This is a genomic window from Alloalcanivorax xenomutans (assembly GCF_032810065.1).
Lineage (GTDB): Bacteria > Pseudomonadota > Gammaproteobacteria > Pseudomonadales > Alcanivoracaceae > Alloalcanivorax > Alloalcanivorax xenomutans.
The window spans coordinates 1,092,435-1,111,196 of record NZ_CP136538.1 but is presented as its reverse complement, the minus strand read 5'-3'; the positions used below and the strand labels follow the sequence as shown (position 1 = coordinate 1,111,196).

At 62.4% G+C, this 18,762-nt stretch carries 19 protein-coding genes; 15 read left to right on the top strand and 4 right to left on the bottom strand.

All coding sequences use genetic code 11. The features are described from left to right. Nucleotides 1-18: 18 nt before the first annotated feature. The gene (lipB, locus tag RYH70_RS05190; RefSeq protein ID WP_233916919.1) at nt 19-687 is read left to right on the top strand and encodes a lipoyl(octanoyl) transferase LipB; all 669 of its coding nucleotides are present in this window, start codon (nt 19-21) and stop codon (nt 685-687) included. A gap of 88 nt (nt 688-775) precedes the next feature. Next, nucleotides 776-1,780, top strand: a complete 1,005-nt coding sequence (gene lipA, locus RYH70_RS05185; protein WP_022996027.1) for a lipoyl synthase — start codon at nt 776-778, stop codon at nt 1,778-1,780. Nucleotides 1,781-1,861: 81 nt separating this feature from the next. Here lipA and RYH70_RS05180 read toward each other — a convergent pair whose 3' ends face one another. Beyond that, complete coding sequence (locus RYH70_RS05180; protein ID WP_317009871.1) at nt 1,862-2,221, bottom strand: DUF6164 family protein; 360 nt, start codon at nt 2,219-2,221, stop codon at nt 1,862-1,864. 412 nt (nt 2,222-2,633) lie between these two features. On the opposite strand from RYH70_RS05180, the gene dacB reads away from it, so the two are divergent. The 7 genes from dacB to RYH70_RS05145 all read left to right on the top strand — a co-directional run bounded on the left by dacB (nt 2,634) and on the right by RYH70_RS05145 (nt 8,275). Beyond that, nucleotides 2,634-4,121 (top strand): D-alanyl-D-alanine carboxypeptidase/D-alanyl-D-alanine endopeptidase, encoded by a 1,488-nt coding sequence (gene dacB, locus RYH70_RS05175; RefSeq protein ID WP_317010162.1) that lies wholly within the window; start codon nt 2,634-2,636, stop codon nt 4,119-4,121. Nucleotides 4,122-4,189: 68 nt separating this feature from the next. Further along, nucleotides 4,190-4,855 carry a glutathione S-transferase gene (locus RYH70_RS05170; protein WP_317009870.1) on the top strand — a complete coding sequence of 222 codons (666 nt, stop codon included), beginning with the start codon at nt 4,190-4,192 and terminating at the stop codon, nt 4,853-4,855. 384 nt (nt 4,856-5,239) lie between these two features. Continuing rightward, entirely contained in the window at nt 5,240-5,671 is a 432-nt protein-coding gene (locus RYH70_RS05165; RefSeq protein WP_022996020.1) for a copper resistance protein NlpE, read from the top strand. Nucleotides 5,672-5,909: 238 nt separating this feature from the next. Next, nucleotides 5,910-6,599, top strand: coding sequence for a MotA/TolQ/ExbB proton channel family protein (locus RYH70_RS05160; protein ID WP_022996019.1), 690 nt, complete (start codon nt 5,910-5,912; stop codon nt 6,597-6,599). Next, nucleotides 6,589-6,972: an ExbD/TolR family protein gene (locus RYH70_RS05155; protein ID WP_022996018.1), complete on the top strand. Its 384-nt coding sequence runs from the start codon at nt 6,589-6,591 to the stop codon at nt 6,970-6,972. Before RYH70_RS05160 ends, RYH70_RS05155 begins: the two co-directional genes overlap by 11 nt. Further along, the gene (locus tag RYH70_RS05150) at nt 6,969-7,466 is read left to right on the top strand and encodes an ExbD/TolR family protein (protein WP_055098755.1); all 498 of its coding nucleotides are present in this window, start codon (nt 6,969-6,971) and stop codon (nt 7,464-7,466) included. Before RYH70_RS05155 ends, RYH70_RS05150 begins: the two co-directional genes overlap by 4 nt. Continuing rightward, nucleotides 7,463-8,275 carry an energy transducer TonB gene (locus tag RYH70_RS05145; protein WP_022996016.1) on the top strand — a complete coding sequence of 271 codons (813 nt, stop codon included), beginning with the start codon at nt 7,463-7,465 and terminating at the stop codon, nt 8,273-8,275. The genes RYH70_RS05150 and RYH70_RS05145 overlap by 4 nt, the downstream gene beginning before the upstream one ends. Before the next feature lie 214 nt (nt 8,276-8,489). On the opposite strand, the gene RYH70_RS05140 is transcribed toward RYH70_RS05145, so the two are convergent. Together RYH70_RS05140 and mpl are read right to left on the bottom strand one after the other, a co-directional pair. Next, nucleotides 8,490-9,101 (bottom strand): flavin prenyltransferase UbiX, encoded by a 612-nt coding sequence (locus RYH70_RS05140; protein WP_022997503.1) that lies wholly within the window; start codon nt 9,099-9,101, stop codon nt 8,490-8,492. A gap of 15 nt (nt 9,102-9,116) precedes the next feature. Then, nucleotides 9,117-10,478 carry a UDP-N-acetylmuramate:L-alanyl-gamma-D-glutamyl-meso-diaminopimelate ligase gene (gene mpl, locus RYH70_RS05135; RefSeq protein WP_317009869.1) on the bottom strand — a complete coding sequence of 454 codons (1,362 nt, stop codon included), beginning with the start codon at nt 10,476-10,478 and terminating at the stop codon, nt 9,117-9,119. Between the two features lie 436 nt (nt 10,479-10,914). On the opposite strand from mpl, the gene RYH70_RS05130 reads away from it, so the two are divergent. Together RYH70_RS05130 and RYH70_RS05125 are read left to right on the top strand one after the other, a co-directional pair. After that, nucleotides 10,915-11,373, top strand: a complete 459-nt coding sequence (locus RYH70_RS05130) for a MaoC family dehydratase (RefSeq protein ID WP_022997506.1) — start codon at nt 10,915-10,917, stop codon at nt 11,371-11,373. Between the two features lie 574 nt (nt 11,374-11,947). Then, on the top strand, nt 11,948-12,892 hold the full coding sequence (locus RYH70_RS05125) for a transposase (RefSeq protein ID WP_317009759.1): 945 nt from the start codon (nt 11,948-11,950) through the stop codon (nt 12,890-12,892). Nucleotides 12,893-12,947: 55 nt separating this feature from the next. Here the strand turns inward: RYH70_RS05125 and RYH70_RS05120 are convergent, their stop codons facing one another. Further along, nucleotides 12,948-13,466, bottom strand: coding sequence for a hypothetical protein (locus RYH70_RS05120; protein WP_055098764.1), 519 nt, complete (start codon nt 13,464-13,466; stop codon nt 12,948-12,950). A gap of 140 nt (nt 13,467-13,606) precedes the next feature. Here RYH70_RS05120 and RYH70_RS05115 point away from each other — a divergent pair, with 140 nt between their 5' ends. From RYH70_RS05115 to RYH70_RS05100, 4 genes are all read left to right on the top strand, one after another. Beyond that, nucleotides 13,607-14,869 (top strand): 6-phosphofructokinase, encoded by a 1,263-nt coding sequence (locus RYH70_RS05115; RefSeq protein ID WP_022997519.1) that lies wholly within the window; start codon nt 13,607-13,609, stop codon nt 14,867-14,869. 259 nt (nt 14,870-15,128) lie between these two features. Continuing rightward, the gene (locus RYH70_RS05110; protein ID WP_317009868.1) at nt 15,129-17,315 is read left to right on the top strand and encodes a TonB-dependent receptor; all 2,187 of its coding nucleotides are present in this window, start codon (nt 15,129-15,131) and stop codon (nt 17,313-17,315) included. A gap of 49 nt (nt 17,316-17,364) precedes the next feature. Beyond that, nucleotides 17,365-18,507, top strand: coding sequence for a PepSY-associated TM helix domain-containing protein (locus tag RYH70_RS05105; protein ID WP_317009867.1), 1,143 nt, complete (start codon nt 17,365-17,367; stop codon nt 18,505-18,507). Next, nucleotides 18,504-18,698 carry a hypothetical protein gene (locus RYH70_RS05100; RefSeq protein WP_022994082.1) on the top strand — a complete coding sequence of 65 codons (195 nt, stop codon included), beginning with the start codon at nt 18,504-18,506 and terminating at the stop codon, nt 18,696-18,698. Before RYH70_RS05105 ends, RYH70_RS05100 begins: the two co-directional genes overlap by 4 nt. Nucleotides 18,699-18,762 lie beyond the last annotated feature (64 nt).

The window sequence follows — 18,762 nt, the reverse complement described above, 5'->3', positions numbered from 1 at the left end:
ACGAACCGGAGCGTGCCGATGAACCTGCTCGTCCGCTATCTGCCACAGGCGGATTACGATACCTGCTGGCGGGCCATGCGGGATTTCACCGAACAACGGGATGACAGCACGCCGGATGAACTGTGGGTGCTGGAACACCCCCCGGTGTACACCCTGGGCCAGGCCGGCAAGCCTGAACACGTGCTCAACCCTGGTGATATCCCGGTGGTGCGCAGTGATCGCGGCGGCCAGGTCACCTACCACGGTCCCGGCCAGACCGTGGTCTATCTGATGCTCGATGTGCGGCGTCTGGGACTGGGCAGCCGCGGGCTGGTCAACGCCATCGAACAAGCGGTGGTGGACTATCTGGCGGCGCAGGGCATCAAGGCCGTCAATCGCGCGGACGCCCCTGGCGTTTACGTGAACGGCGCCAAGATCGCCTCACTGGGCCTGCGCATTCGCCGCAAGGGCAGCTATCATGGCCTGGCGCTGAATCGGGACGCGGACGCCACGCCCTGGCAGCGCATCAACCCATGCGGCTACGCCGGCCAGCCCATGACCAGCCTGGCCGCCGAAGGCCTGACACTGACCCGGCAGCAGGTGGAAGAGGATCTGGTTACGATTCTCGCCCACCGCCTGGGGCTTGAGCCCCGGACAGCACCGCCACCGGACTGGTACACTTTACCCCAGCGGAAACCCGAGGCCTGACGGCTTCAGCGGTAACGGAGGCCTACCCGGCCCTGATGACATTGAGCAAGCGCCCAAAAGGCGCCTACACGCCAACGCGAGAGAACAGATGAGCGAAGCACAGGCGAAACGTCCGGCAAAACAGAAAGTCCGTATCGGCGACAAGCTGCGTGGCGCCGACAAGGTCCGCACCATTCCCATGGTTAACGAGGAAGCGCCGGTACGCGAGCGCAAGCCGGACTGGATCCGGGTGCGAGTGCCCGCCAACGGCGAGATCCAGCGTATCAAGAGCATGCTGCGCCGGCAGAAACTGCACACCGTGTGTGAAGAAGCCTCCTGTCCCAACCTGCCGGAATGTTTCGGCGGCGGCACCGCCACCTTCATGATCATGGGCGATATCTGCACCCGCCGCTGTTCGTTCTGTGACGTGGGCTTCGGCCGTCCCAACGCGCTGGACCCGGAAGAGCCCCGTCACCTGGCCGAGTCAGTTGCCGATCTGGCCCTGAAATACGTGGTCATCACCTCGGTGGACCGGGATGATCTGGCCGACGGCGGCGCCGGCCACTTCGCCGACTGTATCCGCGAGATCCGCGCCACCAGCCCGGACACCAAGATCGAGATCCTGACGCCGGACTTCCGCCCGTGCCTGGAGGATGCGCTCGATATCCTTGATGCGACGCCACCGGATGTGTTCAACCACAACATCGAAACCGTGCCGCACCTGTACAAGAAAGCCCGGCCGGGGGCCCGTTACGAGCATTCCCTGAAGCTGCTGCGGCAGTTCGGCGCCCGCCGCCCGGATGTGCCCACCAAATCCGGCATCATGGTCGGCCTGGGCGAAACCAACGATCAGGTACTGGAAACCCTGCGGGATCTGCGCGACCACGATGTGGACATGATCACCATCGGCCAGTACCTGCAGCCGAGTCGCTTCCATGCTCCGGTGGAGCGCTACGTGCACCCGGACGATTTCAAGATGTTCGCCGAGGAAGGCCGCAAGATGGGCTTCACCTCCATCGCTTCCGGCCCGATGGTGCGCAGTTCCTACCACGCCGATCTGCAGCACAAAGGCGTCAATGTCGGCGACCCCGACGATCTGGCCCACCCGGCCTGAGAGAACGCCGCTTTCCTATAGTTGCGAGGCAATACCAGGCACTGGTCAATCGCGGCTCGTGAGCCGCGATAACTGTACGGTCTAAAAGGTCAAAAACGGCAGCAGCGTGATCAGCAATAGCGCGATCACCGCCAGCAACATGGCCAGCGCCTGTACCGGCTGTTCCCGCAATCGGCGCCACAGGGTCGGTGCGGTCCCCAGACGGCGGGCCTCCTCATAGGCGGCCCGTTGCCGCTGGCCCCGCTCTTGCTGGTACTCCGCCATCAGTGCCTGTGCCCGCTGCCGATCCTCCGGACGGGTCAGCCAGATCCCACCGGCGGAGACGCCCCAAAGGCTGGGGGTGGTTTCATAGAAAGGAATGTCATGCCGCTCCAGCAACGCGCGGACTTCGTCCGCCTCGTCGTCCGGTACCCGGCGCAGATTCAACAGCAAGGTGGTCATAAGGTCATCAGGTCGTGATTCCGGTTGCGCAGTGTAGTCATTCTACATGAACACGCGTAATCACGGTTTGGCGGGAATGAGTCTCTCCATCGGGGCACGGGTCTGTACGGAGGTCTTCCGGGATCCCGTTTATCGCTGGCACGGAAGGGGCTACGAAGCCGCTGTGGACCGAAAGAAAGCGAGGCCCGGCCCTTTGGGTCGCACAGTGACGTGAAGGTCCCAAACAGGCTCTAAGGTTTTACAAAGTGCGGCCCGGCTTGCCACTGACCGTGACCGGCAATTCGTATAGTTTATACCAATCCGTATTAACGTGGCCGCACGGGTCCCCAGCCGTCGCCGCGCCAAGGAAGCCCCGATCCTCTGCCCATGACAGAGGATCCGTATGCAGTATTCAAGGGAGCCCGCATTGACCATGACTTACCGTCCGTTCTGGTTGTCACTGTTTCTGATGTTTGTCGCCATATCCCCGGCCGGCGCCGAATCCTGGGCCGACAGCATCTATGAAAGCCTGCAGGAACGGAAATTGCCGGAAGAATCCCTGTCACTGGCGGCGATTCCCCTGGACGGTCCCGGCGAGCCCCGCTTCGTCAATGCCGATGAGCAGATGAATCCGGGTTCCACCATGAAGCTGGTCACCACTTACGCCGCTCTGGAATTGCTTGGCCCCAACTTCCAGTGGCACACCCGGCTGTACACCGACGGCGAGCAGAAGGGCGACACGCTCAAAGGTAACCTTTACTACGTCGGTGTCGGCGACCCCAAACTGACTCTGGAGCGCATGTGGCTGCTGCTGCGCGATCTGCGCGCCATGGGCATCAAGCATATTCGCGGTGATCTGATACTCGACGGCAGCTACTTTCATCTGCCCAACGGCGTTCCCCATTTCAACGACGATGGCGACAACCCCTACGCGCCCTATCTGGTGGAACCCAGCTCCCTGCTCACCAACCTGAATGTGTTCCGCATTCGTATGATGAGCCGGGACGGCAAGGTGCATGTCAGCACTGAACCGCCGGTCAGCAAGATCGTGATCGACAACCAGGTCACCGCGCCGGAGCGGGGCCGTTGTCCGGTGCACAATTCCAAGGCGCTACAGTATGAGCCGGACTTTTCCGACCGCAGCAAGATCACAGTTACCATCACCGGCGCCTTGCCGGAGAACTGCCGCGCCGACCGCTACCTGTCGCTGATGTCCCAGGAAGACTACACCGCCAATCTGATCCGCGGCCTGTGGCGGGAAATGGGCGGTACCCTGTCCGGCCGCGACCGCACCGGCCGGCTGGCACGGGGCGCCAAGCTGCTGGTCACCACCTCCTCGCCGGATCTGGTCACCATGGTGCGCGACATCAATAAATGGAGCAGTAACATCATGGCCCGCCAGTTGTTCCTGACCATCGGCGCCGAGAACCGGCTGGCCGGGGACAAGGACGACCTGGCGGCGGCCAACCGGGCCATCCTAGAATGGATGCGGTTGAAGGGTATCGACATCAGTCAAGTGGTGTTGGAAAACGGCTCGGGATTGTCCCGTGTGGAGCGTATCACCGCTCACCAACAGGCCCTGATGCTGCAACAGGCCTGGCGCAGCCCGTTCGCCGCCGAGTTGATCGCCTCGCTGCCGCTGGTGGCCATGGATGGCACCATGCGTAACCGGCTGCGCAATACCGCTCTGGTGGGCGAGGGCCATATCAAGACCGGCACGCTGAGGAATGTGCGGTCCATCGCCGGCTTTACCCGCGACCAGAACAATACCACCTGGGCGGTGGCGGCCATGATCAACGATCGCAGCGCCAGGAAGTCCCGAGCGGTACTGGATGAGGTGCTGAAAGCCGTGCACACCCTGGTGGAACCAGGCACCGACGCCAGCCGGGTCACCGCGGCTTCCGCCGGCGGCGGCCGATAACCCCGTTCACCCCGTCTCTGCTATGCTCCGGGCTTTGACATTGTCACGCCACGGTCCGGAGCATCCCAATGATCACTGTTCACCACCTGGAAAACTCCCGCTCCCTGCGGGTTCTCTGGCTTCTGGAAGAACTCGGCCTCCCCTACGAAATCATCCATTACAAGCGCGACCCCGTCACCATGCTGGCACCGGAAAGCCTGCGCCAAATTCATCCCCTGGGTAAAGCGCCGATACTGCAGGACGATGACCGGGTGGTGGCCGAGTCCGGCGCCATTCTTGAATACCTGCTGGACCATTACGGCCAGGGCCGCTTCCGCCCGGAACCGGGCGCTCCCGGCCGCGAAGCCTACCAATACTGGCTGCACTACGCCGAGGGGTCATTGATGCCGCTGCTGGTGATGAAGCTGGTGTTCTCCCGGGTACCACAATCACCGATGCCGTTCTTTATCCGCCCGGTGGCCAGGAAAATCAGCCAGGGACTGAATCAGGGCTTCCTGGACCCTCGCCTCAGCGATCATCTGGGCTTCGTCGAGCGCCATCTTGGCGAACATGTCTGGTTCGCCGGCGACGAGTTCAGCGCCGCCGATATCCAGATGAGCTTCCCGCTGCAGGCGGCGCTGGCCCGGGCGCCCGGGAACATGCCCAACATCCGGGCATTCATTGAACGGCTGGAAAACCGCCCCGCCTACCGCAAGGCGGAGGAACGTGGCGGGTCTCTGAAACCGCTCGGTTGATCGCCCCTGGGGGAATGTGCTCCAGTGCCCATTCCCCGCACTTTGCTATGGCCATCCAGACATAAGACGTTATGCTTAGTTTTAGTCACACCCTAACATCCTATTCAGGTCAGTTCCTGACCAGGGGGTGTATTCCGGCCATAGCCATGAAGTGGGGATCCATGATTCTGCTGTATTTTTTCATCGCCCTGGCGGTGGCCATCGCGGTCATCGAAGTGGCCCAGAGAATCCATGCCCGCCGCCGCGATTAGCCGGCGCGACCCGCTGTCCTTTCCCTCCCGGCCCCGCGCTGGTTAAAGACTGTTAAAAGCGTGAACGTGTTCACACCGGCAGCTTCTAATCGACTAGGATCACATAACGCTTGATCTATATGGAGATAGAAGCATGAAAAAGATTTTGCTTACTCTTGGTCTGGCCTCCGGTCTGGTACTGGCGGGCTGTTCTTCCACTCCCTCCAACCCTCAGGCGGACAAAGCCCTGTACAGCGGCATGCTGCCCTGCGCGGACTGCTCCGGGATCCGTACCTCCCTGACCCTGTACAGCGACGAGAAAGACCGTCCGACCCAATACGAGTTGCGTGAAGAGTACATGGACAGTTCCCGCGTGGGTCATACCGAAGTTGAGCGCGGCCAGTGGACTTATGGCAATAAGGAAATGGACGGTACCGCTTATCGCACCGTGGTGCTGAATCCGGAGTCCGAGGATGTCGAAAGCCAGCTGCGTTACCTGGAAACCGCGCTGAATGCGCTGGAAATGCTGGATATCAACGGCGATCGCATCGAGTCCGAACTCAACTACACCCTGATCAAGCAATAACCTCATGGGGAGGCGCCCACCGGGCGCCTCCCCCTCTCCCTCATCTTCCGCACTTATTGAAACAGCCTATCCATCGTCACATTCCTGTAAATAGGAATGACTTGCATTCACTGTGCGAAGTGCTAGACTCGCCCGCACACTGAGATATCGTCCCGTTACGGCGCCCCTGGTGCCGTTATCCGCTTTAGTACGCCCCGGTCGACGACGATATCCGCCTTTTCCACGATGGAGTTCGGCGATGACCTCTTCTCTGCAGTTTCACCTTCCCGAGTGGTTCGTTTCCGGTGGTATCACCATGTGGGTGCTTGGCCTGATGTCCGTGATCGGCCTGGCCACCCTGATTTCCAAGATACTGCAGTTCGCCCGTGTGCGCCCCAAGGCAAGCCGCCAGGCGGATGCCCTGCTGGCGAGCCTGGAGCGTGGTGAAATTCCGGCCCAACAAAAGCCGGGCCGCACGCCCATCGACCAGGTGGTGCTGACCTCCTGGAACCAGCGCGATATGGACGAGCAAAGCTGGGAAGAAGACTGTCTGCGCCGCGCCCGCGAATCCCTGGATGAGTTGCGTGGCGGGCTGCGGATTCTCGAGGTGATCAGCGCGCTGGCGCCGCTGTTGGGGCTGCTCGGTACCGTATTCGGCATGATCGGCGCTTTCCAGGCTCTGGAACAGGCCGGCTCCCAGGTGGATCCGGCGATTCTCTCCGGCGGTATCTGGGAAGCACTGCTGACCACCGCCGCGGGTTTGACCGTGGCGATTCCGGCCCTGGCCGCCTTCCACTGGGCGGACCGCACCATTGAGGTGTGCCGGGAAAAACTGCAGGACCGCCTGTCCCAGCTGAAAGTACAACGCCGCCGCCTCGACCAGGACAGCAGCGCTCCGACCCGGGACAGTGTTCCCAGCAGCGAGGCCCGTATCGCCCATGTATCTTGAGCCCGAACGTCACCGTTCGCCGGCTATCAGTCTCACACCACTGATCGATGTGGTTTTTATTTTGCTGGTGTTCTTCATGCTGGCCACCCGCTTCGGGGCCTGGAAGGACCTGCCGGTGAGTGTGGTACCCAGCGAAGCCGTGGAACGGCAGGACGACAAAACCTGGCTGGAGTTGCACGTCAACGCGGAAGGCAAGGTGGACTGGAACGGCGAAGCATTGTCCCTTGAACAACTGGGTGAAAGGCTGGCCGGCCACGACGAAGCCGTGCTGATCACCGGCGACCCGGACGCGCCTTTGCAGGCCGCCCTTGCCGCCGTTGACGTGGCCCGGGCCGCCGGCCTCAAGGAAGTGCAGCTGGAGCTGCTGCCATGAATCTGGAAGACAACAGCCCTCGCCGGCCACCGCTGGAGCCGGTGCTGCCGCTGATCAATGTGGTCTTTCTTCTGTTGATTTTCTTCATGGTGGCCGGCCAGCTGGCGCCACGCCCCACCGTGGATGTGACCGCGCCAAACAGCGCCGAGGCCGCCACCGAGGAAGACCCCAGCCAGCTGATGTTGATTCTGGATAAGCAAGGCGTGCTGTTCCATGACGGCGAGCCGGTGGCCGAGGCCAGCCTCGCCACGTTGATCGCCAAGCATCAGGCGGAGCGGGAAAAGGAGGCGGCTGACAAAGCGGCCGCAAACGGCGCCGCGGAAATCCCGGCGGCACCTGCCGCCGAGGGCGGGCAAGAAACGACATTACCGCTGGTACGTCTGCTGGCCGATGCCGGCGTGCCACTCAGCGTATTGCGCGAAAACCTGGGCAAACTGCGGGACCTGGGTGTGGAAGAAGTTCGTTTGGTAACCCAGAGCGAGAACACTCCGTGAGGCGAAGTATACGACTGATCATTAGTTGGGCCCTCGCGATCCTGGTTCACGGCAGCCTGCTGGTGACGGTGAATTCGCTCACCCTGGCCGGCGGTCGCGTGGGCATTCAGGGTGGTCAGCAGGCCATGACGTTGTCGCTGGCGCCCAATCCGGCACCGCCGGCACCAGCGCCTCAAGTGGCTCAGGCGGAACCCAAACCGCAACCGAAGCCCGAGCCCAAACCCAAGCCGGAACCCAAACCCGAGCCCAAACCGAAGCCGAAACCAAAGCCCAAACCCAAGCCGGAGCCCAAACCCGAACCGAAACCGGAACCCAGGCCCGAGCCGAAGCCGGCCCCCAAACCGGAGCCGAAGCCCGCGCCGGAACCCGCCCCTGAACCACGGGCCGAACCCGCCGGTTCTCCCGAAGCGGAACCGGACGCGGAGCCAACCGAACAGGTGGCGGGCGGAGCGCCTCAACCCAAGGGCCAGAAAGGCATCGCCGGGGAAATCGGCAAGGGCGTTCATCGCAGCGGTGACAACGACAACGCTCTGAACCGCTATCTCGGCAAGGTGCGGGATACCATCGAGTACAACAAGGTCTACCCGGCCCGGGCGCGCATGCGCCGGCAACAGGGTGAAGTGGAAGTCAGTTTCCGGGTCAACGCCCAGGGCCGCGCGGAAAATGTGGAACTGGTGGGCAGCTCCAACAGCCGCATTCTCGATCAGCAATCCCTGGAACTGGTACGCCGGCTGCGCTTCCCGCCGCCCCCGGCCCAGTTGGGAAGCGATCCGGTGGCGGTGCGGATTCCGATCAATTACACGCTATAAGGACAACGGACACGCACCACGTTAGCACCATTCGCCAGCAGGCTCTGGCTCCCACGGATCACGCTACGAAGCCGCTGTGGGAGCTTGCTCGCAAGCGAATATTGCAAACGCCTGGCAAGCCCCCTTCGCTTGCGGGCAAGCTCCCACAGCGGCTTCGTGGCACCCTATTTCCCGAACAGAAACCGACGAACACGTTGCGTGCCAGCGAACTATCCTATTCCCCTTTCTCTCCCCAGCGCGCCACCAGCGTCTGCGGCACGCCCAGGTGATCCAGCAGACGCGCCACCACGAAGTCCACCAGATCCTCCACTCGCCGCGGGCGATGGTAGAAGCCCGGCGCCGCCGGCAGGATAGTGACACCCAGCCGCGCCAGCTTCAGCATATTTTCCAAGTGTAAAGCGGATAACGGCGCTTCCCGGGGCACCAGGATCAGGTGGCGGCGTTCCTTGATGGCCACATCCGCGGCCCGTTCAATCAGATTATCGCTGGCGCCATTGGCAATGGCGGACAGCGTGCCGGTGGAACAGGGACACACCACCATGGCCGCCGGCGCGCCGCTGCCGGACGCCACCGGCGCGGTCCACTGCTCCAGGCCACAGACCACCAGACGGCCCTTATCGGTACCGCTCCAGTCCCGCAATGCGGTCTCCGCGGCACCGGTGCCGGCGGGCAGCTTGAGATCGGTCTCGGTACCGATCACCACCCGCGCCGCCTTCGACAGCAAGACGTAGACCTCGCAGTCCGCTTCCAGCAGACATTGCAGCAAGCGCAACCCGTAAGGGGCGCCGGAAGCGCCGGTGAACGCCAGGGTGATCCGTTGTCGCATCGCGCTCTCTCCCATTCAGGACCGTGCCGCATTCAGCGCGTCCAGCAGCTTGCCGTGGATGCCACCAAAGCCGCCGTTGCTCATTACCACCAGATGGCAGGGGCCGCGCTCACTGGCGGCCACCGCCGCCACCAGCGCATCGAGATCCTGCTCCACCCGTGCCGGTACCGGTGACTGCGCCACCACCTCATCCAGAGACCAGTCCAGACCCGGCGGCTGGTACCAGATCACCTGGTCGGCGGCGGCGGTGCTTTGTGCCAGCGTATCGCGATGACGGCCCAGGCGCATGGTATTGGAGCGCGGTTCGATGATCGCCACGATGCGCTGCTCACCGACCTTGCGCCGCAGCCCGTCGAGCGTCGTGGCGATGGCGGTGGGATGATGGGCGAAATCGTCGTAAACGTGCACGCCCGCTATCTCGCCACGCAGCTCCATGCGGCGCTTCACGCCCTGGAACTCACTCAACGCCTCCGCCCCCTGGGCCAGCGTCACGCCCACATGCCGCGCCGCCAACAACGCCGCCATGCCGTTGTTGACACTATGGCGGCCAGTTTGCGACCAGTTCACCCGGCCCACCACCCGGCCGTTTTCCAGCACCTCGAAGGCGGAGCCGTCCGCCGCCAGCAGACGGTAACCGGGATCGGCGTCTTCGCCGAAACGTTCCAGCTCACTCCAGCACCCTTTTTCCAGGGTCTTCTCCAGAGCCGGTTCTCCTTGCGGCAGAATGATCCTGCCCTGGGCGGGAATGGTGCGGATCAGATGGTGGAACTGGGTCTGGATCGCGGCCAGATCAGCGAAGATATCGGCGTGGTCGAACTCCAGATTATTGAGAATGGCGGTGCGCGGACGGTAGTGAACGAACTTGCTGCGCTTGTCGAAAAACGCGGTGTCGTACTCGTCCGCCTCGACCACGAAGAACGGACTCTCGCCCAGACGGGCGGAAACACCGAAGTTGGCCGGCACGCCACCGATCAGGTAACCGGGATTCAATCCCGCGTGTTCCAGAATCCAGGCCAGCATGCTGCTGGTGGTGGTCTTGCCGTGGGTACCGGCCACCGCCAACACCCAGCGTCCGGGCAACACCACTTCCGCCAGCATCTGTGCCCCGGAGGTGTACGGCAAACCACGATCCAGCACCGCTTCCACCGCCGGATTGCCACGGCTCAGGGCATTGCCGATCACCACCAGATCCGGCGCCGGCTCCAGTTGCGACGGGTCATAGCCCGCGGTGATGTCGATACCGGCGGCGGCCAGTTGATCGCTCATCGGCGGATAGACGTTCTCATCGGCACCGGTGACCCGGTGCCCTTGGGCCCGGGCCAGCTGCGCCAGCGATCCCATGAAGGTACCGCAAATACCCAGAATATGAATGTGCATCGAGTTCCTCTCGCCGGTGCCCCGGTGATCCCGGGCGAAACCTCCGCACCATAGCGATAACCGGCGGTCAGGTGAAGAGCCGGCGCCCCGTTCAACTGGTGAAATCAGCGCACTAGCAGACACCCGGCCGGATCAATGTACCGTGCTACCAGGCGAGGATGACGCGGGCCCCATCCCCGCCGTTGTTGTGTGTTACCGGATCGGCTAGCCATAAAGCCTCCTGAATGATAACAGGCAATAAACAGGAATGATTTGCATCCGCATTATACAAAGATTACACACTCCCGCCAGATCACATTCAGGCTCTGGCGCCAAAGGTTCCCGTCACCGCGGTTACCCGAGCCAGTTAATGGATTACCATGGAGCGTGGCCGCCCCTCTCTTCCTCACGGAAGCGGTGGCCCGTTTTTCTTATCGTTACTGTCTTGGGAGAAACCATGCTGACAATTAAAAGTCCCGAAGAACTGCAAAGCTGGGAAGGTAAGGAGCTCGGCGTTTCCGAATGGGAAACCATCAGCCAGGAGCGCATCAACCAGTTCGCCGAAGCCACCGGCGACCACCAGTGGATCCACGTGGACGTGGAACGGGCCAACAAGGAGTCCCCCATGGGCGGCCCCATCGCCCACGGTTACCTGACCCTTTCCCTGATCCCCATGTTCAAGGATCAGATCTACGCCATCGAAGGCGTCAAAGCCGGCATCAACTACGGCCTCAACGGCTGCCGCTTCCTCGCCCCCGTCCCCGCCGGTGCCCGCGTCCGCGCCCGCTTCGTGATGAAATCCGTCACCCAGAAAGGTGAAGGCCGCTACCTGCTCTGCAACGAAGTCACCATCGAGCTGGAAGGCAGCGACAAACCCGCCTGCGTGGCGGAAAGCCTGGGGATGGTGCTTTTTTGAGTTGACAGTTGATAGTGGACAGTTGACAGCGAAAGGCTAAAACCAAGCATTGCGGTTATGCAAAGATGGATTGCCAATTAGCAATCTCGCCGTTGTTACTGATTGTCCTTCCTGAAGGTTTATAAAACCTATGAGGCCGCGCCCAAAGCCTGGGCGCGGCCTCTTTACTTTTGCTCTGTTTTTTCGCTGTCAACTGTCCACTATCAACTGCTTTGGCGCTGGGGTGTTTGGGGGTGTAGGCGCCTCTTGCAGACCTGGATACAGAGATGTCTACAAGGCCGCTGTGGAAGCTTGCCTGCAAGCGAATGGGCTCGCGGCCCCCAAGATTCGCTTGCAGGCAAGCTTGTATGGTTTCCCGGCAAGTCTTAGAAGGAGAAGACTTGTCGGGGTGGAGGGACCAGGCAAGCTTCTGACCCTAGGGTACAGACTGTGGGAGATATGGCCCCACCCCGCACCTTCAAACGCCGATAAGGAATCCATCGGCTGAGCGCGCACTCAGACCGACGATACTCTGCAAGCCAGCGTGACGGTGCGCCCCGACAAGCCCATTTAACCTAGCTGACAGGGGAGCCCCATGGCAATGCCGGCAAGCCGCCCGGAGATCGGGATCGACGCTGCGAAAGACAACCTGGTGATCCACCATCAGGACCTGAACCAAACCCTCACCATCGACAATACGCCCCAAGCCATCCGCCAATGGCTGGCCACCCTCCCCGAGGGCTGCGATATCGCCATTGAGGCGACCAGCACCTATCACATGGACATTACCGAGCGCGCACACGCCAAGGGGCATCGGGTCTATGTGGTGGACGGTTACCGCCTCAGCAACTACCGCAAAGGCGTTGGAGGGCGGGCCAAGACGGATCTGGCCGATGCCCAGTTGCTGGCCCGCCATCTGCACAAGGAGAAAGACGAGTTACGCCCGTGGAGCCCGCCCCCAAAGGCGTACCGGATGCTGCAGAGCCTGCTGCGTCGCCGGGCCGCCTTGGTTAAGGCCCGCACGGCATTACGTCAGAGCCTGAGCGGAGAACCGGAGCTCAAGGCCCCTCTGCGTGCCCTGATCGCCAAAATGGACCGGATTGACTCTCTGATCCAGAAACGGCTCAAGAGCGCGGTGAGCGCCGCCGGCTTACAGACTCAGGTCCAACGCTGCGACGCGATCGACGGGGTCGGCGAGATCACCGCCACCGCCTTGGTCATGGCCTTCCTGAGAGGAGACTTCACGAACAGCGATGCCTTCGTTGCCTTCCTGGGGTTGGATGTCCGGGTCCGTGACTCCGGCAAACTCACCGGCAAGCGTAAGCTGACCAAACAAGGAGATACGGAGGTCAGGCGACTGCTGCACTGTGCCGCCATGAGTGCGTCTCGACACCCGGTCTGGCGCGCCTTCTATCAGCGCTATCGGGACCGGGGACTGCACACCACGCAAGCCTTGGTGATCCTGGCCCGGAAGATCGCTCGCACCGCCTTCGCCCTGATGAAGCAGCAACAAGAATATTGCCCCGCAAAGCTCTTCTAAGCATTGCAGGGCACCATAGAATCTCCCACAGCGGCTTCGTAGTCCAGGCGGCGCGTTAGCGGTTCAGCACCTCCGGCATGAACGCAGCCAGTGTCATGTAGGTGAGAATCAGCAGGGAGAACGCCAGCGCCAACCCCAGCAGCGGGCTGACATCCAGGGAACGGTGATAGATAAAACTCTGCACCGCCAGTTGCCAGCTCACCAGCATGAAGTAGAGGCCGTCGATGATCGGGATCGGCTGCGCCGCGGCCATGTTGACGATCAGCAGCGGCAGCGCCACCAGGGACAGCAACAGGTCCAGCCCCAGCAGCGCCATCATGGTCTGCACCCAACGTGTCAGCAAACCCTTGAAGGCCAGCGCGGCGGTGGTGACGGCGGTGACCAGCAACAGCGAAATCCACTGCACGGCGATCAACTGGCCGGCGGGCAGGCTGGTCTGCAGATTGGCGCTGAGCCCTTGCATGATCAGCCAGGCCACCAGCAGGATCACCAGCAACGGCGGCGCATAGGGCATATCCTCCGGCCCCTTGCGAAACAGACTCAGGCGCCAGAACAGGCGAATCAAAGCGTTCATATCTCCTCCCGGAGCGCTATTGTTCCAGAGCCGGCAGCCGGACACCATCCCGGGGGACAGGCCGGTGTCTTTTCCGCTAGAATGCGCGCGATTTCAACGGTAGGCCGCCGCGCCGGCGCGGCCAGCTCAGGGAGTTTGCAATGGGGTCCAGAAACGCCTTTTACGCACAGTCCGGCGGGGTTACCGCCGTGATCAACGCCTCCGCGGCGGGAGTGATCGAAACCGCCCGCGCCCACAAGGGCGTGATCGGCAAGGTCTATGCCGGTCGTAACGGCATCATCGGTGCCCTCACCGAGGATCTGATCGACACCAGCAAGGAAAGCAAAAGCGCCATCGCCGCGCTCAAGCACACCCCCGGCGGCGCCTTCGGTTCCTGCCGCTACAAGCTGAAGGATCTGAAAACCTCCCAGCGCGAATACGAGCGTCTGATCGAGGTGTTCAAGGCCCACGACATCGGCTACTTCTTCTATAACGGCGGTGGTGATTCCGCCGATACCTGCCTGAAGATTTCGCAGCTGTCCAAGACCATGGGATATCCGATCCAGGCGATTCACGTACCGAAAACCGTGGATAACGACCTGCCGATCACCGATGTCTGCCCGGGCTTCGGCTCCGTCGCCAAATACACCGCGGTGAGCTGCCGCGAGGCGGCCCTGGACGTGGCCAGCATGTGCGCCACCTCCACCAAGGTATTCGTGATGGAAGTGATGGGCCGCCACGCCGGCTGGATCGCCGCCGCCGCCGGTCTCGCCAAGGAACAGAACGAGGACGCCCCGCATCTGATCCTGTTCCCGGAAATCGCCTTCGATCAGCAGGCGTTCCTGAAGAAAGTGGACGAGACGGTGAAGAAGGTGGGCTACTGCGTGATCGTCGTCTCGGAAGGGGCCCGCACCGCCGACGGCACCTTCCTGGCGGACGCCGGCACCACCGATGCCTTCGGCCACAAACAACTGGGTGGCGTGGCGCCGGTACTGGCGCAGATGGTGAAGAACGAGCTGGGCTACAAATACCACTGGGCGGTCAGTGATTATCTGCAGCGGGCGGCGCGCCATATCGCCTCCGCCACCGATGTGGAGCAGGCCTACGCGGTGGGCCGCGCGGCGGTGGAGTTCGCCGTGGCCGGTAAGAACGCCGTGATGCCCACCATCGAGCGCAAGAAAACCAAGAAGTACGGCTGGACCATCGGTGAAGCGCCGCTGAAGAAGGTGGCCAACGTGGAAAAGAAAATGCCGCGTAAGTTCATCACCAAGGATGGTTTCGGCATCACCCCGTCCGCCCGCGAGTACCTGGCGCCGCTGATCGAGGGCGAGTCCTACCCGCCTTACAAGAACGGCCTGCCGCAATTCGCCAAGCTGAAGCTGGCCGCGGTGCCGAAAAAGCTGAACGATAAGTTCGAGGTATAAGCCGTCTCGAAGAGATCGTGGTCCACGGACCGCTTTGGCTCGCTTGACCTGTATTCGCACAATATTCGCCGCCAAGGCAGCTCCCACAGCGGCTTCGTGGTTCCTCTGTGGGAAGCTGGCTTGCCAGCGAATTACGGGACACCAGTGCTCCAGCAACGGCGATATTCTTGATGACCGGCTCGCCACCAAAGCAAACCATTCTCATTATTGCTACAATTCCCCCTGCCCACCTGGGTAACCAACCATAACGGGGATCACCATGCGACCAATCACCTTGCGGCTTTCCTCTCTCTCATTGTCCCTGCTTGCCATCGGCGCCTTCCCCACCGCACAGGCGCAAACCTCCGGGGAAGAAGATGGCGCCGAGCCGTATCAGCTGGCGCCGGTGGAGGTGCAATCCAGCGCGGACGCCTCCGCCGAAGGCCTGAGCAAGGCTTACGCCGGCGGCCAGGTGGCGGAAGGTGGCTCCGTCGGCATTCTCGGCAACCAGTCGGTTATGGAGACCCCGTACAGCTTCACCAGCTACACCGAGCAGCTGATCGAGGACCAGCAGGCCGCCAGTGTCGGCGAGATCCTGCTCAACGATCCGGCGGTGCGGGTGGCCCGGGGCTTCGGCAATTACCAGCAGGTGTATCTGGTGCGCGGCCTGCCGGTGTATTCCGATGACATGACCTACAACGGCCTGTACGGTCTGCTGCCGCGCCAGTACCTGGCGTCGGAATTCGTCGAGCGGGTGCAGGTGTTCCGTGGCGCCAATACCTTCCTAAAAGGCGCCGCTCCCGGTGGCAGTGGCCTTGGCGGCGGCGTCAACGTGCTGCCCAAGCGCGCCCCCAACGAGCCGATCAATCAGATCACACTGGGGGCGCGGAGCGGCGGTCAGGGCATGGTCGCCGCCGATGTGGCCAACCGCTCCGACGACGGCCGCTTCGGCATTCGCGTGAACGCCGCCCGCCGTGACGGTGACACCGCCGTGGACGGCGAGGAGTCGGAGCTGTCCATGGCCCATATCGGCCTGGATTATCGCGGTGACGCCCTGCGCGTCTCCGCCGACCTGGGGTTCCAGAAGCATCGTATCGACGGCGGGCAACCCAGCATTACTTTCGCCTCCGGAGTTCCGATCCTGGACGCTCCGGATGCGGACGAGTCCATCGGCCAGTCCTGGACCTATTCGGATTCCAACGATCTGTTCGGCACTCTGCGCGCCGAGTACGACTTTACCGACAACATCACTGCCTGGGCGGCCTTTGGGGCCCGGGAAGGCGAAGAAGATTCGATTTTTGCCAATCCCACGGTTGATAATGCCATGGGCCATTACACCGCTTACCGGTTTGATACCGCCCGTGAAGATTCGGTGCGAACCGGTGAAACCGGCGTGCGGTTCACATTCCAGACCGGGGCCGTGGGTCACAGCGTCACCGTCAGTGGCGCCAGCTACCAGTTGAAGTCCAATAACGCCTTTGCTTACTCCGATATCGGTGGCCTGAGCGGCAACATCTACAACCCTACCCCTCTCGCCCGTCCGTCCCTCAACGATGTCGGTGGAGGCGACCTTGATGATCCGGGCCGTACCATCAGGACACGTTTCCGGAGTGTCGCGGTGGCCGACCAGCTGTCGATGCTGGGAGATCGGTTGCTGGTGACCCTCGGTGCGCGCTACCAGGCGCTCAAGGATTACGCCTATGACTATGAGTCCGGCGACCGGCTGGCCTCCAGCTATGACAAAGAAGCCGTTACTCCCACCGTCGGCGTGCTTTATAAGATCACGCCTAGCGTTTCCGTCTACGCCAGCTATATCGAGGGGTTGCAGAAAGGCGAGCGGGTTGGTGGTGATTTTAAATCGGCGGGGGCCGACAACATCGGCGAAGTACTGGACCCGTATAGAACCGAGCAGGCCGAAGTCGGCGTGAAATACGATGGCGGAAGTCTCGGCGGCAGCTTGTCCGTGTATCGCAGCCGCAAGCCGGTAGCCGGTCTCAATGACGCCAACATTTACGAAGAGCTCTATGATCAGGAAAACACTGGCGTGGAATTGATGGCCTATGGCAATCTCACCCGCGATCTCAGCGTACTCGGCGGCGTCAGCTTCCTGGACGCGGATGTGGACGGCAACGACGCCATCGGCTCACCGGAAACCCAAGCCAATCTGAATCTGGAATACCGGGTGCCGCAATTGCCGGATCTGGCGCTGGATGGCCGGGTGATCCACACCAGTTCCCAATACGCGGATGAAGCCAACACCCAGAAAGTGGATTCCTGGACCCGGCTGGATCTGGGCGCCCGCTATCTGATCGCGCTGAATGATTCCATGTTCCTGACCCTGCGCGGGCGGGTGGAGAACGTCACCGGCGAGGATTATTGGGCCTCGGCCGGCGGTTATCCGGGCGCCGGTTACCTGACCGTCGGCGCCCCCCGCACCGTCCTGCTGTCGGCGACCCTCGACTACTAACCCGACAACCCAGGCGCCCCGCCCCGGGGCGCCCAGGCAGCTCTCCGCTATGAAACAGAAAACCCTGACGCTCTGGTCCGCCATCCACAAATGGACCAGTCTGATCTGCACCGCCTTCATGCTGATGCTGTGCCTCACCGGCCTGCCGTTGATTTTTCATGACGAGATCGACGCGCTGACGGACAGCGGCGATTGGCAACCCGCCAATCCGGACGGTCCCCTACTGTCTCTGGATCAGTTACTCGACGCCGCCCTCGCCCACCGCCCTGGCGAGGTGCCCCTGTTCATGAGCTTCGATACCGACCGGCCGGTGGTCAACGTCACTACCGGCCCCACCCCGGACGCCGCCGCCAGCGACATGCACTTCGCTTCCTTCGACCGCACCAGCGGCGAGCTGGTGCCCGGGCACGAAGGCGGTATCATGGATTTCGTTCTGCAGTTGCACACCGATTTGTTCCTGGGCCTGCCCGGCATGTTATTCCTGGGCGCCATGGGCGTTCTGCTGGTGCTCGCCATCGTTTCCGGCGTGGTGCTCTACGCCCCGTTCATGCGCAAGCTGGATTTCGGCACGCTGCGAAACAACCGCTCAAAGCGGCTTAAATGGCTGGACTATCACAACCTGCTCGGCATCGTTACCGTGGCCTGGCTCACCGTGGTGGGCCTCACTGGCGTGGTCAACACCCTTGCCACCCCGATTCTGGAAACCTGGCAAAACCGGTCATTGGCCGATCTCACCGCCGGCTATCAGGGCGCCACCGTGCCCACTCCGCGGGAGATGGCTTCCCTGGACGACGCCGTGGCCCAGGCTCGCGAGGCCGCCGAGGACATGACCTTGCAGTTCGTGGCTTTTCCCGGCGGCGATTGGTCCACGGACTATCACTACGCGGTGTTTCTGCACGGCAACACACCGCTGACCTCTCACATCGTCACGCCAGCGCTGGTGGACGCCCGCACCGGAGCGTTCGCGGCCATGCGTGAGATGCCCTGGTATAACAAGACCCTGGCGCTGTCCGGACCGCTGCATTTCGGTGACTATGGCGGTTTGCCGCTGAAAATCCTCTGGGCGCTGCTCGACGTGATCACCATCGTGGTGCTGATCAGTGGCCTTTACTTATGGCTCGCCCGCCGCTCTCCCGTCGCTGGCGCGGCACACCGCCAGACACAAGCGTCCCCCACGGGAGGCGCCTCATGAGCCGGCTGTCACCCAACCGGCGCCACAATACGCCGGCGCGCATTTTCGCGGTGCCTGTACTGATCGCCCTCACCAGCCTGATCGGCCTGATCGCGGCATTGCTGGGAGATGGCGTCCTGGATGTGGTGTCGTGGGTGGGGTTGGCGGTGCCCTTGGTAATCATCGGATGGGCGATGAAAAGACGGCGCTGATCGTGCCAGGCAGCCACTGTGGGAGCTCGTCCGGGGGGCGGGCCGCTGCAAGCGAATAGCCTCA

What these genes read in the sequence shown, in the direction of transcription:
- lipB (WP_233916919.1), top strand. Translation starts at nt 19, where the DNA reads ATGAACCTGCTCGTCCGCTATCTGCCACAGGCGGATTACGATACCTGC.
- lipA (WP_022996027.1), top strand. Translation starts at nt 776, where the DNA reads ATGAGCGAAGCACAGGCGAAACGTCCGGCAAAACAGAAAGTCCGTATC.
- RYH70_RS05180 (WP_317009871.1), bottom strand. Translation starts at nt 2,221, where the DNA reads ATGACCACCTTGCTGTTGAATCTGCGCCGGGTACCGGACGACGAGGCG.
- dacB (WP_317010162.1), top strand. Translation starts at nt 2,634, where the DNA reads ATGACTTACCGTCCGTTCTGGTTGTCACTGTTTCTGATGTTTGTCGCC.
- RYH70_RS05170 (WP_317009870.1), top strand. Translation starts at nt 4,190, where the DNA reads ATGATCACTGTTCACCACCTGGAAAACTCCCGCTCCCTGCGGGTTCTC.
- RYH70_RS05165 (WP_022996020.1), top strand. Translation starts at nt 5,240, where the DNA reads ATGAAAAAGATTTTGCTTACTCTTGGTCTGGCCTCCGGTCTGGTACTG.
- RYH70_RS05160 (WP_022996019.1), top strand. Translation starts at nt 5,910, where the DNA reads ATGACCTCTTCTCTGCAGTTTCACCTTCCCGAGTGGTTCGTTTCCGGT.
- RYH70_RS05155 (WP_022996018.1), top strand. Translation starts at nt 6,589, where the DNA reads ATGTATCTTGAGCCCGAACGTCACCGTTCGCCGGCTATCAGTCTCACA.
- RYH70_RS05150 (WP_055098755.1), top strand. Translation starts at nt 6,969, where the DNA reads ATGAATCTGGAAGACAACAGCCCTCGCCGGCCACCGCTGGAGCCGGTG.
- RYH70_RS05140 (WP_022997503.1), bottom strand. Translation starts at nt 9,101, where the DNA reads ATGCGACAACGGATCACCCTGGCGTTCACCGGCGCTTCCGGCGCCCCT.
- mpl (WP_317009869.1), bottom strand. Translation starts at nt 10,478, where the DNA reads ATGCACATTCATATTCTGGGTATTTGCGGTACCTTCATGGGATCGCTG.
- RYH70_RS05130 (WP_022997506.1), top strand. Translation starts at nt 10,915, where the DNA reads ATGCTGACAATTAAAAGTCCCGAAGAACTGCAAAGCTGGGAAGGTAAG.
- RYH70_RS05125 (WP_317009759.1), top strand. Translation starts at nt 11,948, where the DNA reads ATGGCAATGCCGGCAAGCCGCCCGGAGATCGGGATCGACGCTGCGAAA.
- RYH70_RS05120 (WP_055098764.1), bottom strand. Translation starts at nt 13,466, where the DNA reads ATGAACGCTTTGATTCGCCTGTTCTGGCGCCTGAGTCTGTTTCGCAAG.
- RYH70_RS05115 (WP_022997519.1), top strand. Translation starts at nt 13,607, where the DNA reads ATGGGGTCCAGAAACGCCTTTTACGCACAGTCCGGCGGGGTTACCGCC.
- RYH70_RS05110 (WP_317009868.1), top strand. Translation starts at nt 15,129, where the DNA reads ATGCGACCAATCACCTTGCGGCTTTCCTCTCTCTCATTGTCCCTGCTT.
- RYH70_RS05105 (WP_317009867.1), top strand. Translation starts at nt 17,365, where the DNA reads ATGAAACAGAAAACCCTGACGCTCTGGTCCGCCATCCACAAATGGACC.
- RYH70_RS05100 (WP_022994082.1), top strand. Translation starts at nt 18,504, where the DNA reads ATGAGCCGGCTGTCACCCAACCGGCGCCACAATACGCCGGCGCGCATT.